The 12,682-nt window shown below is 58.9% G+C and carries 12 protein-coding genes and 3 tRNA genes; 2 read left to right on the top strand and 13 right to left on the bottom strand.

Features of this window, described 5'->3' with window-relative positions:
* Positions 1-22 precede the first annotated feature (22 nt).
* A complete protein-coding gene (gene nadC / locus BM317_RS15935) occupies positions 23-871 on the top strand; it encodes a carboxylating nicotinate-nucleotide diphosphorylase (protein ID WP_092173293.1) in 849 nt (282 codons plus the stop codon).
* Between the two features lie 74 nt (positions 872-945).
* Here nadC and BM317_RS15930 read toward each other — a convergent pair whose 3' ends face one another.
* Positions 946-1,251, bottom strand: a complete 306-nt coding sequence (locus BM317_RS15930) for a DUF6388 family protein (RefSeq protein WP_053181942.1) — start codon at positions 1,249-1,251, stop codon at positions 946-948.
* Between the two features lie 304 nt (positions 1,252-1,555).
* On the opposite strand from BM317_RS15930, the gene BM317_RS15925 reads away from it, so the two are divergent.
* Positions 1,556-2,104, top strand: coding sequence for a hypothetical protein (locus BM317_RS15925; RefSeq protein WP_092475035.1), 549 nt, complete (start codon positions 1,556-1,558; stop codon positions 2,102-2,104).
* 14 nt (positions 2,105-2,118) lie between these two features.
* Here BM317_RS15925 and BM317_RS15920 read toward each other — a convergent pair.
* The 12 genes from BM317_RS15920 to tpiA form a co-directional block, all read right to left on the bottom strand.
* Positions 2,119-2,191: transfer RNA gene (locus tag BM317_RS15920), tRNA-Thr, on the bottom strand.
* Between the two features lie 125 nt (positions 2,192-2,316).
* On the bottom strand, positions 2,317-4,422 hold the full coding sequence (pnp, locus tag BM317_RS15915) for a polyribonucleotide nucleotidyltransferase (RefSeq protein WP_072411314.1): 2,106 nt from the start codon (positions 4,420-4,422) through the stop codon (positions 2,317-2,319).
* Between the two features lie 195 nt (positions 4,423-4,617).
* Positions 4,618-4,887: a 30S ribosomal protein S15 gene (rpsO, locus tag BM317_RS15910; protein ID WP_011332409.1), complete on the bottom strand. Its 270-nt coding sequence runs from the start codon at positions 4,885-4,887 to the stop codon at positions 4,618-4,620.
* Between the two features lie 143 nt (positions 4,888-5,030).
* Positions 5,031-5,948 (bottom strand): tRNA pseudouridine(55) synthase TruB, encoded by a 918-nt coding sequence (gene truB / locus BM317_RS15905; RefSeq protein ID WP_060739216.1) that lies wholly within the window; start codon positions 5,946-5,948, stop codon positions 5,031-5,033.
* A 3-nt stretch (positions 5,949-5,951) separates the two neighbouring features.
* Positions 5,952-6,353 (bottom strand): 30S ribosome-binding factor RbfA, encoded by a 402-nt coding sequence (gene rbfA, locus BM317_RS15900; RefSeq protein WP_092173287.1) that lies wholly within the window; start codon positions 6,351-6,353, stop codon positions 5,952-5,954.
* A gap of 159 nt (positions 6,354-6,512) precedes the next feature.
* The gene (gene infB, locus BM317_RS15895; protein ID WP_060739218.1) at positions 6,513-9,032 is read right to left on the bottom strand and encodes a translation initiation factor IF-2; all 2,520 of its coding nucleotides are present in this window, start codon (positions 9,030-9,032) and stop codon (positions 6,513-6,515) included.
* A 27-nt stretch (positions 9,033-9,059) separates the two neighbouring features.
* Positions 9,060-10,541, bottom strand: coding sequence for a transcription termination factor NusA (nusA, locus tag BM317_RS15890; protein ID WP_003177868.1), 1,482 nt, complete (start codon positions 10,539-10,541; stop codon positions 9,060-9,062).
* Positions 10,542-10,600: 59 nt separating this feature from the next.
* Positions 10,601-11,059 (bottom strand): ribosome maturation factor RimP, encoded by a 459-nt coding sequence (gene rimP / locus BM317_RS15885; RefSeq protein ID WP_053118762.1) that lies wholly within the window; start codon positions 11,057-11,059, stop codon positions 10,601-10,603.
* A gap of 140 nt (positions 11,060-11,199) precedes the next feature.
* Positions 11,200-11,276: transfer RNA gene (locus BM317_RS15880), tRNA-Met, on the bottom strand.
* Positions 11,277-11,373: 97 nt separating this feature from the next.
* Positions 11,374-11,459: transfer RNA gene (locus BM317_RS15875), tRNA-Leu, on the bottom strand.
* Between the two features lie 21 nt (positions 11,460-11,480).
* Positions 11,481-11,864, bottom strand: coding sequence for a preprotein translocase subunit SecG (gene secG / locus BM317_RS15870; RefSeq protein WP_003197714.1), 384 nt, complete (start codon positions 11,862-11,864; stop codon positions 11,481-11,483).
* A 4-nt stretch (positions 11,865-11,868) separates the two neighbouring features.
* Complete coding sequence (tpiA, locus tag BM317_RS15865; RefSeq protein ID WP_060739219.1) at positions 11,869-12,624, bottom strand: triose-phosphate isomerase; 756 nt, start codon at positions 12,622-12,624, stop codon at positions 11,869-11,871.
* Positions 12,625-12,682: the final 58 nt, after the last annotated feature.

Genomic DNA, 12,682 nt, shown 5'->3' with positions numbered 1-12,682 from the left:
CACTTTGTTTGTGGAGCCCGTTATGCCGAATCTACGCCTCGCCGATCTGACCGCCGAAATCGAAGCCAACGTGCGCCGTGCGTTGCTGGAAGACATCGGCAGCGGCGACATCACCGCGCAACTGATCCCCGCCGAACGCCTGGCCAAGGCCACCATCATCACCCGCGACGCGGCGATCATCAGCGGCACGGCCTGGGTCGATGCCGTGTTCCGGCAACTGGATCCGCGTGTCGCGGTGCATTGGCAAGTGCACGACGGCGACCGGGTCAGCCCCGATCAGGCGCTGTTCCACCTGGAGGGCCCTGCCCGCTCGCTGCTGACCGGCGAACGCAGCGCCCTGAACTTCCTGCAAATGCTCTCGGGCGTCGCCACGCGAGCCCGCTACCTGGCCGACTTTGTCGCCGGGACCCAGGTCAAGCTGCTGGACACCCGCAAGACCCTGCCCGGGCTGCGCCTGGCCCAGAAGTACGCGGTCACCTGCGGTGGCTGTCATAACCACCGCATCGGCCTGTACGATGCGTTCCTGATCAAGGAAAACCACATCGCCGCCTGCGGCGGAATCGCCCAGGCCATCGCGGCCGCCCACAAGATCGCACCGGGCAAACCGGTGGAAATCGAAGTGGAAAGCCTCGCGGAATTGAACGAAGCACTGGCGGCCGATGCCGACATCATCATGCTTGACGAACTGAGCCTGGACGACATGCGTGAAGCCGTGCGCCTCAATGGCGGCAAGGCAAAGCTGGAGGCCAGCGGCGGGATCAACGAAAGCACGTTGCGCCCGATTGCCGAGACCGGGGTGGACTACATCTCGATCGGCGCGATGACCAAGGATGTGAAGGCGGTGGATCTGTCGATGCGTCTCAGTATCTGAGCAGCTTCGAGCCGCAAGCTACAAGCTTCAAGCTGTTCCGCGCTTGTCTTGTAGCTTGTAGCTTGTAGCTGCCGTTAAACCACCAGATTGTTCATCTCGCAGTACTCATCCCATTCCACACCCAGCACCTCGGCCGCTTCCTTGTGCAACGCAAGGCGCTGCGCCTCGAACTCTTCAGGCGTGCTGGTGTACTTGAGCGTCAACTCCCAGGGTTGCAGCCCCTGGGCTTCGGCCTCGTCCTCGAAAGCCCATTGGATCTGGTCTTTCTGATCGTCGGCGGACAAGTCCTTGATCTCTTCCAGCAACTGGGGCGCATCCAGCACGTACTTCTTCAGCGCTTCTTCGTGCCTGGCTTCCTGGGTCAATTCTTTAACAGTCATGGCGTTCTCGTTGATCGGGGGAATGGAAGATGGATCTGGATCATCAAGGATCTCTCTGACGCAAAAAACCGTGTGAAGCCCGGTTTATCTGGCCTTCAGAACCATTCGGGGATCATCTGAAAACTGCTGGGCGATGCGCATGCAGGCAACGAATATAGGACGTTTTGCCGACGATTTACACGGTTCTTTACATCTATCTCACAAAAAAACCTGGGTCGAAGAAGCGCTGCGCGCTGTGGAACATCTGTCAAAATAACCAGTCATAGCCATGTGCCACACCGGCACTTCACAAGGAACCCCAGTGATGCGCAGCTTTTCGAAACGCTCGTCGATCCAACTTGCCACCGCGACTTTGCTGCTTGGCAGCCTGACCTTGACTGACGTTGCTCAAGCGGCGGTTGAGGTCTCCTCCGATGGGCCGTCTTATCACGACTTTATTCCCGCCCTTCATTACGACCAATCCGATAAGTACAAGCTCGTCAAGACCGATGTCAGCGCCAGCGTCCTGGAAAGCCTGCCGAAAAGCGTGAAGAACAACACCGACGAACTGGAAAACCAGAAGCGCGCCCTCAGCGAACAGGCTGGTCAGATCGAAGAACTCAAGCGCAACAGCGGGTCCAGCTCCTCATCCAGCAGCAAGGAGATTGACGAGCTCAAGCGCACCATCAAGGAACAGGAACGCGACCTGAACGACCTTGGCAAGCAAGTGGAAGAACTCAAGCGCAATAGCGGCTCCAGTTCAAGTTCGAGCAACAGCGAGATTTCGTCCCTGAAACGGGAACTCAGCGATCAGGATAGAGAGATGGACCAGCTCAAACGCACGGTCGAGGAACTGAGCAGGAAGGTGAAATAACGAGGGGGAAATCTTGCCCGAGACAGGAATCGAACCTGCGACCTTCGCGTTACGAGTGCGCTGCTCTACCGACTGAGCTACACGGGCGGTGGCTAAAACTAGCACCGTCTCAGGTGGCCAGGCAACCTGCCTGGCCGGGATTTTCGTCACACAGCAAAACGCCCCGAACCAGTCGGGGCGTTTGCTTGTTCAGCGGTCAGGCGACGGGGTGATTAAACGCCCGATGCCTTGGCTGCTGCGACGTCCTTGATGGACAGTTTGATACGGCCGCGGTTGTCCACGTCCAGTACCAGCACTTCCACTTCCTGGCCTTCTTTGAGGATGTCGGTCACTTTCTCGACGCGAGCATCGCTCAGCATGGAGATGTGAACCAGACCGTCCTTGCCCGGCAGGATGTTGACGAACGCGCCGAAGTCGACGATGCGTTCAACCTTGCCGACGTAGATCTTGCCGATCTCGGCTTCCGCGGTGATCCCCAGGACGCGCTGGCGTGCTGCTTCTGCCGCTTCCTTGGTTTCGCCGAAGATCTTGATCGAACCGTCGTCTTCGATGTCGATCGAAGCCTTGGTTTCTTCACAGATCGCACGGATGGTCGCGCCGCCTTTACCGATGACATCACGGATTTTGTCGGTGTCGATTTTCATCGCGATCATGGTCGGAGCATTTTCCGACAGCTCGGTACGGGACTGACCGATGATCTGGTTCATCTGGCCGAGGATGTTCAGGCGCGCTTCCAGGGCCTGGCCCAGGGCGATTTCCATGATCTCTTCGGTGATGCCCTTGATCTTGATGTCCATCTGCAGTGCGGTGACGCCCTTGGCGGTACCGGCCACTTTGAAGTCCATATCGCCCAGGTGGTCTTCGTCACCCAGGATGTCGGTCAGGACGGCGAATTTCTCGCCTTCTTTCACCAGACCCATGGCGATACCGGCAACCGGTGCCTTCATCGGCACACCAGCGTCCATCAGGGCCAGGGAAGCGCCGCAGACCGAAGCCATGGAGCTGGAACCGTTGGACTCGGTGATTTCCGATACCACGCGAATGGTGTACGGGAACACGTCTGCGGCTGGCAGCATGGCCTGGACCGAACGACGGGCCAGACGGCCGTGACCGATTTCGCGACGACCGGCGCCACCCATGCGACCACACTCGCCCACCGAGAACGGCGGGAAGTTGTAGTGCAGCATGAACGGGTCTTTCTTTTCGCCTTCCAGGGTGTCCAGCAGTTGCGCGTCACGGGCGGTGCCCAGTGTCGCGACGACCAGGGCCTGGGTCTCGCCACGGGTGAACAGTGCCGAGCCGTGGGTCTTGGGCAGGACGCCGACTTCAATGTTCAGCGGACGTACGGTACGGGTGTCGCGACCGTCGATACGCGGCTTGCCGTTGACGATGTTTTCGCGAACGGTGCGGTATTCGATTTCACCGAAAGCAGCTTTCACTTCAGCGGCCGATGGCTGGCCTTCTTCGCCGGACAACTTGGCAACGACCTGGTCTTTCAGCTCGCCCAGACGCGCATAACGGTCGGCCTTGACGGTGATGGTGTAGGCCTGGGAGATCGCTTCGCCGAACTCGGCACGGATCGCGCCCAGCAGTTCGGTGGCTTCGGCTTGTGGAGCCCAGGTCCAGGTTGGCTTGGCGGCTTCGGCGGCCAGTTCCTTGACGGCGTTGATCACCACCTGGAACTCGTCGTGGGCGAACAGCACGGCGCCCAGCATCTGGTCTTCGGTCAGCTCTTTGGCTTCGGATTCAACCATCAGCACCGCTTCGGAAGTACCGGCCACGACCATGTCCAGGCTCGAAGCCTTCAACTGCTCGTAGGTCGGGTTCAGCAGGTAGCCGGTGCTTTCGTGGAACGCGACGCGGGCAGCGCCGATCGGGCCATCGAAAGGAATGCCGGAGATGGCCAGGGCAGCCGAGGTACCGATCATCGCAGCGATGTCCGGATCGGTTTTCTTGCTGGTGGACACGACGGTGCAGACAACCTGCACTTCGTTCATGAAGCCTTCTGGGAACAGCGGACGGATCGGACGGTCGATCAGTCGGGAAGTCAGGGTTTCTTTCTCGGAAGGACGGCCTTCGCGCTTGAAGAAACCGCCAGGGATCTTACCGGCAGCGTAAGTCTTTTCCTGGTAGTGGACAGACAGAGGGAAGAAACCCTTGCCTGGATCGGCTTGCTTGGCACCGACAACGGTCACCAATACGCTGACGTCGTCGTCAACGGTGACCAGCACTGCGCCGGAGGCCTGACGGGCGATACGGCCAGTCTCGAGGGTAACGGTCGACTGACCGAACTGGAATTTTTTGATTACCGGGTTCACGGTGTCCTACCTTCTTTGTGGCTCTTGGGGAACTTGTCTTCTTGCGAAATTCTTGGGCAATGACGGGAATCGGCCCGACGCCTGTCCAGGGTAAAACGTGTAATCCAGATAAAACTTGAGGCTGGGAGCCTGCCATGCGCCAGCGGGAAACCCACTGACGCCCGACAGACCACCAACCTCTAGCGCAATCGCTTGTTAGCGACGCAGACCCAGGCGAGCGATCAGAGCGCTGTAACGGCTCACGTCCTTGCCTTTCAGGTAGTCCAGCAGCTTACGACGCTGGTTTACCATGCGGATCAGACCACGACGGGAGTGGTGATCCTTACCGTTGGCCTTGAAGTGACCTTGCAGTTTGTTGATGTTGGCGGTCAGCAGTGCAACTTGCACTTCTGGCGAACCAGTGTCACCAACAGCTTGCTGGTAGTCAGCTACGATTTGAGCTTTTTCTTGAACGTCGAGAGCCATGAGGCAATCCTTTTAGTCAGGAAACTGTTCCGAGGAAACAGCTTCAACAGGCCAGGGACAAATCCCTGTATCTATAAATGAGTAGTGACCGTGCCTGTTAACAGCCACACTCGCCAACCTGCTGTTACGCAGGCTGGTTCCGGTCATTCCGACCGAATCAGTCGACGCGGCGCAATGCGCCCGTCTTCGCTCACTTCACCGATACCGATGAAACGACCGTTGTGATCCTGTACCCGGACCATGCCGAACTTCGGCGCATCCGGGGCGCGTACCGGCTGGCCGTTGAGCCAGTAGAACGCACTGTGTTCCGAGAACTGCAAGAGCGGCCAATCCAGCAGCCCGCTGTCCGATGGCATCAGGAAACGGTCGACCGCTTCGTTGCCGCCTTCGGCATGCACCGCTTCGAGCTCTTCCAGCGTGACCGTCTGGGCCAACGTGAAAGGTCCGGCCTGGGTCCGTCGCAATTCTGCCACGTACGCGCCACAGCCGAGCTGCTCACCGATATCCTCCACCAGGGTCCGGATATAGGTGCCCTTGCTGCAATCCACGGCCAGCCGTGCAGTATTACCGTCAAAGGCCAGCAATTCCAAGCGCGCAATAGTAACAGAACGCGGTTCGCGCTCCACTACTTCGCCTGCACGGGCCAGTTTATACAACGGCTGCCCATCACGCTTCAAAGCGGAGTACATCGGCGGTATCTGGCTGATTTGCCCGCGAAAACCCGGCAAGACCGCTTCGATATCCGCCTGACCAACGGTCACCGGGCGCTCCAGCAAAACCTCACCTTCGGCATCCGCCGTGGTGGTGGTCTTGCCCAGTTGCGCCAGGGTTTCGTAACCCTTGTCGGAATCGAGCAGGTACTGGGAGAACTTGGTCGCCTCGCCAAAGCACAGCGGCAGCACGCCAGTGGCCAGGGGATCGAGGCTACCGGTGTGCCCGGCCTTTTCAGCATTGAGCAGCCAGCGAACCTTCTGCAACGCCGCGTTGGAGGTGAACCCCAGCGGCTTGTCGAGCAGGATGATACCGCTGACGTTACGACGGATACGTTTGACCTGAGCCACCGATTACTCCTTGGTGTCTTCGGGGTCAGCCGCAACCGAGTGCTGGCTGTCTTGCGCCACGGCGCGCTCGATCAGTGCCGACAGATGCGCACCCCGTGCGACGCTTTCGTCGTAGTGGAAGTGCAACTGTGGGACGCTGCGCAGCTTCATCTCCCGGGCCAGCTGCATACGCAGGAAGCCGGCGGCCGAGTTGAGCACCTTGATGCTCTGGGCGATTTCTTCGGCGCTGTCCTGCCCCATCACGGTGATGAAGATCTTGGCGTGACCGACGTCACGGCTGACTTCCACTGCGGTGATGGTGACCAGGCCGACGCGCGGGTCTTTGACTTCGCGACGGATCAGTTGGGCCAGCTCGCGCTGCATCTGATCGCCGATTCGTTGGGTACGGCTGTATTCTTTTGCCATGTCTTGTTACCTGTTACTGCCCCACGGTGAAACCCGCGAGGTCTGAAAGCGGCAAACGCCCGGCCTGGCAAAAGCCAGACCGGGCGTTGCGTTTAGAGTCCGACAGCCAGGCAGTGCATGTTCATGCGACTGCCCGGTGCGGCTCTTGAAGTGCGCGAGTTAGAGGCTGCGAGCAACCTGGACCTTCTCGAAGACTTCGATCTTGTCGCCAACCTTGACGTCGTTGTAGCTCTTGACGCCAATACCGCACTCCATGCCGGCACGTACTTCGGAAGCGTCATCCTTGAAGCGGCGCAGGGATTCCAGCTCGCCTTCGAAGATCACGATGTCTTCACGCAGTACACGGATCGGACGGTTACGGTGAACGACACCCTCGATCACCATGCAACCGGCGATGGCGCCAAACTTCGGCGAACGGAACACGTCGCGAACTTCGGCCACGCCCAGGATGTTCTCCCGCACGTCGCTGCCCAGCATACCGGTCAACGCTTTCTTGACGTCTTCGATGATGTCGTAGATCACGTTGTAGTAACGCATATCCAGGCCTTCCTGCTCGACGATCTTGCGAGCGCCGGCATCGGCACGCACGTTGAAACCGAACAGTACAGCGTTGGAGGCCAGTGCCAGGTTGGCATCGGATTCGGTGATACCACCGACACCGCCGCCGACCACACGCACTTGCACTTCGTCGTTACCCAGGCCATTCAAGGCGCCGTTCAACGCTTCGAGCGAACCACGGACGTCGGATTTGAGGACGATGTTGAGCGTCTTCTTCTCTTCCTGGCCCATGTTCTCGAAGATGTTTTCCAGCTTGCCGGCGTGTGCACGAGCCAGTTTGACTTCGCGGAACTTGCCTTGACGGAACAGAGCCACTTCACGGGCTTTCTTCTCGTCAGCCACAACGCTCATCTCGTCGCCAGCATCCGGGGTGCCGTCCAGGCCGAGGATCTCGACCGGAATAGCCGGACCGGCTTCCTTGATGGACTTGCCGTTCTCGTCGAGCATGGCACGTACACGGCCGTAGTTCGAACCAACCAGCACCATGTCGCCTTGGCGCAGGGTACCGTCCTGGACCAGGACGGTCGCCACCGGGCCACGGCCCTTGTCGAGGCGCGATTCAACAACCACACCACGGCCAGGAGCCGAAGGCGTAGCGGTCAGTTCCAGAACCTCGGCTTGCAACAGAACGGCTTCGAGCAGTTCGTCAACGCCGGTACCCATCTTCGCCGAGACCGGAACGAATGGAGTGTCGCCACCCCACTCTTCGGAGGTCACGCCGTGGACCGACAGTTCGCTGCGGATGCGATCGAGATCGGCGCCCGGCTTGTCGATCTTGTTCACTGCAACCACCAGCGGCACGCCAGCTGCCTGGGCATGCTGAACGGCCTCGATGGTTTGCGGCATGACGCCGTCGTCCGCTGCAACCACCAGGATCACGATGTCGGTCGCCTTGGCACCACGGGCACGCATTGCGGTAAACGCGGCGTGACCCGGGGTGTCGAGGAACGTCACCATGCCGCGGTCGGTTTCAACGTGGTAGGCGCCGATGTGCTGGGTAATACCGCCAGCCTCACCTGCTGCTACCTTCGCACGACGGATATAGTCGAGCAGGGAGGTTTTACCGTGGTCAACGTGGCCCATGACGGTCACGACCGGTGCACGGGAAACCGCCTCACCTTCAAACTTCAGGGACTCGGCCAGGGAATCTTCCAGGGCGGTGTCGCTGACCAGGGTCACTTTGTGGCCCAGCTCTTCAGCAACCAGTTGGGCAGTTTCCTGGTCCAGTACCTGGTTGATGGTGGCTGGCGTACCCAGCTTGAACATGAACTTGATGATTTCAGCAGCCTTGACCGACATCTGCTGGGCCAGATCGCCCACAGTGATGGTCTCGCCGATCTTCACTTCACGCACGACAGGGCCGGTAGGGCTCTGGAAACCGTGGGCGTTGCGTTTCTTCAGCTTGGCCTTGCCGCGACCGCCGCGACGGAAGCCATCGCTTTCCTCGTCGGTGGTACGTGGCGCAACACGAGGTGCTGGAGCCTTTTCCTTGACCGATGCGCGATGAGGCGCGTTCTTGCGCTCGCCATCGCCACTGCCACGACGGTTGTCGTCGGCACGCGGTTTGTCCGGACGACGCTGTTCATCGCGCTTGCGAGTATCGGCTGGAGCCGGCGCCGGTGCCACGACTGGTGCGGCTTCGCGCACAGGTTCGGCGACCGGGGCAACAGCCTCGACGGCTTCTACCGGAGCGGTTTGCGCAGCAGCAGGCTGACGGCGCGCTTCTTCTTCGGCGCGACGCTTGGCTTCTTCTTCAGCCTTCTGACGAGCAGCATTTTCCACTGCGCGACGTTCTTCCTGTTCGCGTTTGCGCTCGGCTTCGATTTCTTCCGGGCTGCGCTGTACGAAGACTTTCTTCTTGCGTACTTCAACGCTGATGCTTTTGCTACCGGCAACACGCAGGGTGCTGGTGGTTTTACGCTGCAGAGTGATCTTGCGCGGTTCTTCCACTTTAGCCTTGTGACTGCTCTTCAAGTGAGTCAGCAGGGACTGCTTCTCACTGTCGGTCACATGTTCCTCGGCGGCGGTGTGCGGCAGACCTGCCTCACGCATCTGCTGCAACAGGCGCTCTACCGGTGTTTTGACCTCATCGGCCAGTTGTTTCACCGTGACTTGCGTCATGCACTTCTCTCCTCAGGCCGCGCCTAATTACTCGAACCAGTGGGCTCGGGCGGCCATGATCAACTTGCCGGCACGATCATCGTCAATGCCGTCGATGTCGAGCAGATCGTCAATAGACTGCTCGGCCAGGTCTTCGCGGGTAATTACGCCGCGCACCGCCAGTTCCATCGCCAAATCCTTGTCCATGCCCTCAAGCGAGAGCAGGTCTTCGGCCGGATGGGCGTCTGCCAGCTTTTCCTCAGTAGCGATGGCTTTGGTCAACAAACGATCCTTGGCCCGAGCGCGAAGCTCGTTGACGATTTCCTCGTCAAAGCCGTCGATGTTGAGCATTTCCTCCACCGGTACGTAGGCAATCTCTTCCAGGCTGGTAAAGCCTTCATCCACCAGCACCTGCGCCAGCTCTTCATCGACTTCAAGCTCTTCGATGAAGTTGCGCAGGATGTCGCCGGTTTCAGCTTGCTGTTTAGCCTGGATGTCCGATTCGGTCATCACGTTCAGGGTCCAGCCAGTCAATTGGCTGGCCAGACGCACGTTCTGACCACCGCGACCGATGGCCTGAGCCAGATTGTCTGCGCCAACGGCGATGTCCATGGCGTGGGCATCTTCGTCGACGATAATTGCCGCCACTTCAGCAGGCGACATGGCATTGATCACGAACTGAGCCGGGTTGTCGTCCCACAGGACGATGTCCACGCGCTCGCCGCCCAACTCGCCGGATACGGCCTGGACACGCGAACCACGCATGCCGATGCAGGCACCTTGCGGGTCGATGCGCTTGTCCTTGGAGCGGACCGCGATCTTGGCACGCGAACCCGGATCACGGGAGGCGGCCATGACTTCGATCAGGCCTTCAGCAATTTCCGGCACTTCGATGCGGAACAACTCGATCAGCATTTCCGGCGCTGTACGCGACAGGATCAGCTGCGGGCCCCGGTTCTCGGTGCGGATTTCCTTGAGCAGCGCACGCAAACGCACGCCAACCCGGAAAGTTTCGCGAGAGATGATGTCTTCGCGAGCCAGCAACGCTTCGGCGTTGTTGCCCAGGTCGACGATCACGTTGTCGCGGGTCACTTTTTTCACGGTGCCGGAGATGATTTCCCCCAGGCGCTCGCGATAAGCGTCGACCACTTGCGCACGCTCGGCTTCGCGAACTTTCTGCACGATGACCTGCTTGGCCGTCTGTGCAGCGATGCGACCGAACTCAATGGATTCGATTTTTTCTTCGACGACATCACCCACCTTGGCGCCCGGATGCGTTTCCGCAACCTTGCTCGGCCAGGTTTCGATAGCCGGATCGTCCAGGTCGGCTTCCTCGACGACCGTCCAGCGACGGAAAGTCTCGTAGGCACCCGTGTGGCGATTGATCTCCACACGCAAATCAACTTCGTCTTCGAACCGCTTCTTGGTAGCAGTGGCCAGAGCCAGCTCCAGCGCTTCAAAAATAACGTTAGCCGGTACGCCCTTTTCATTGGATACCGACTCAACAACCAGCAGTACTTCTTTGCTCATCGTACGCCTCGCCTTTCGCAAGCCATTGGATCCGCGGGATCCGCAGTATCTGGCACGTATCAGTCAAAACTGGGAATAATGTTGGCCTTGTCGATCATATCGATCGGCAACAGGAACTCATGGTCATCTACCTGCACCACGACGTCCTGCTCTTCTACACCGCGCAGAAGGCCTTGGAAGTTGCGTCGACCCTCGAAAGGCGAGCGCAGCTTGATCTTCACTTGTTCACCGGCAAACAAAGCGAACTGTTCGAGTGTGAACAGGGGGCGCTCCATGCCAGGCGAGGAAACTTCAAGGGTGTATTCGGAGGTGATTGGATCTTCGACATCCAGTACACCGCTGATCTGACGGCTGACGATGGCGCAATCGTCCACCAACACGCCGCCTTCCTTATCGATATAAACGCGCAACAGTGAGTGGCGACCTTGAGCCGAAAACTCAATACCCCAGCATTCATAGCCAAGGGCCACGACCACCGGGGCCAACAAGGCCTGCAACTGTTCTAGCTTGCTCGACACCTGAACCCCCTCGTGCATGTTTGTGCATGCTGTGCAAATAAAAAAAAATGGGCGAATCGCCCATCCCTGAAACGCCGTCGAATAGCGGCGTTATAAAGTGTCCAGCTAACAAAAAGCCCCTTGGAAGGGGCCCCTGAAACTGGTTGCGGGAGCCGGATTTGAACCGACGACCTTCGGGTTATGAGCCCGACGAGCTACCAGACTGCTCCATCCCGCGACAAAGCTGGGGCGGAAGTATACGACCGATCCCTTACAGGGTCAATGTAACCCTTCCACCTACAAGAAAGCCCGCAATCGCGGGCTCTCCTGATAATTGGTACCGAGAAGGGGACTCGAACCCCTACACCCTATGGGCACAACCACCTCAAGGTTGCGTGTCTACCAATTCCACCACCTCGGCAATACAGCGTTTGAAACCTTCTTACTTCTGCTCTTGAGCTGGAGGCACGTCAGTCGCCGGGTTGGCCGACTTTTGCTCTTGAAGCACCGGGACATCATCAGAAGCCGGTTGTTGCTTAGGCGCTTCCAGTACCGCTGGGTTTGGCAAACCTACTTGAGTCAGCTCGTGAGCTTTCTCTTTAGCAAAGTAACCTAACCCTAAGCTGGTCATGAAGAAACCGGCGGCAAGTATAGCAGTAAACTTACTAAGAAAGGTAGAGGAACCTTGGCTTCCGAACACAGTATTTGAAGCACCTGCACCGAAAGACGCACCAGCATCCGCACCTTTACCCTGCTGCAGCAATACGAGAGCAACTACGCCCAGTGCACCCAGCAGATGAAAAACGACTACGACTGTTTCCAGCATTTTTTCAGTTTCCCGCGGCGCGACAGATCGCACCGAACTCATCTGCATTCAGGGACGCTCCACCAATGAGCCCCCCATCGATATCCGGCATGCCGAACAGTTCGGCCGCATTGGCCGCCTTCACGCTGCCGCCGTATAGAAGCCGCACACCTCGTGCCACTTCAGAATTCTCTTCCGCCAACTGCGCGCGGATGGCTGCGTGCACATCCTGCGCCTGTTGCGGCGAAGCCGTCAGCCCGGTACCAATGGCCCAGACTGGCTCGTAGGCAATGACTGCCTTTGCAAAAGCACCGACACCCAGGTCTTCGATGATGCTGCCGAGCTGACGCCCGACAACCTCAAGGGTCTTGCCGGCTTCACGCTGCGCGAGGGTTTCCCCTACGCACAACACCGGAATCAGACCACAGGCCTGGGCTGCAGCAAACTTGCGGATCAAGGTCTTGTCCTGCTCGCCCATGATCTGGCGACGCTCGGAATGTCCAACCAGGACCAGGGAGCAACCTGCATCCACCAACTGACTCGGTGCAATCTCACCGGTCAACGCACCTTGCATGGATTCCACCGCAGAGTTCTGCGCGCCGACCGAAATCGACTTGCCTTTCAAGCCATCAATCACCTGATTGATATACAAGCAAGGCGGGAATACCGCGACATCAACACCGCTTGGCAAGGCCAGATGACGAAGACCATTGATCAGCTCAGCGACGCTGGCGCGGGTACCGTGCATCTTCCAGTTACCAGCTACCATAGGGCGACGCATGCTGTACCTCGTCGGTCAAAGTGGGCGCAGATGTTACCCAACCGATTCATGACTGGCA

Source organism: Pseudomonas sp. NFACC24-1 (assembly GCF_900115235.1).
Taxonomy (GTDB): Bacteria; Pseudomonadota; Gammaproteobacteria; order Pseudomonadales; family Pseudomonadaceae; genus Aquipseudomonas; species Aquipseudomonas fluorescens_AA.
Note: the sequence above shows the minus strand (reverse complement) of the source record. Positions and strands in the feature narration are given on the sequence as shown.

Excerpts from the sequence above, each read along its gene's own strand:
- nadC (WP_092173293.1), top strand. The coding sequence starts at position 23 with ATGCCGAATCTACGCCTCGCCGATCTGACCGCCGAAATCGAAGCCAAC.
- BM317_RS15930 (WP_053181942.1), bottom strand. The coding sequence starts at position 1,251 with ATGACTGTTAAAGAATTGACCCAGGAAGCCAGGCACGAAGAAGCGCTG.
- BM317_RS15925 (WP_092475035.1), top strand. The coding sequence starts at position 1,556 with ATGCGCAGCTTTTCGAAACGCTCGTCGATCCAACTTGCCACCGCGACT.
- rpsO (WP_011332409.1), bottom strand. The coding sequence starts at position 4,887 with ATGGCTCTCGACGTTCAAGAAAAAGCTCAAATCGTAGCTGACTACCAG.
- rbfA (WP_092173287.1), bottom strand. The coding sequence starts at position 6,353 with ATGGCAAAAGAATACAGCCGTACCCAACGAATCGGCGATCAGATGCAG.
- infB (WP_060739218.1), bottom strand. The coding sequence starts at position 9,032 with ATGACGCAAGTCACGGTGAAACAACTGGCCGATGAGGTCAAAACACCG.
- nusA (WP_003177868.1), bottom strand. The coding sequence starts at position 10,541 with ATGAGCAAAGAAGTACTGCTGGTTGTTGAGTCGGTATCCAATGAAAAG.
- secG (WP_003197714.1), bottom strand. The coding sequence starts at position 11,864 with ATGCTGGAAACAGTCGTAGTCGTTTTTCATCTGCTGGGTGCACTGGGC.
- tpiA (WP_060739219.1), bottom strand. The coding sequence starts at position 12,624 with ATGCGTCGCCCTATGGTAGCTGGTAACTGGAAGATGCACGGTACCCGC.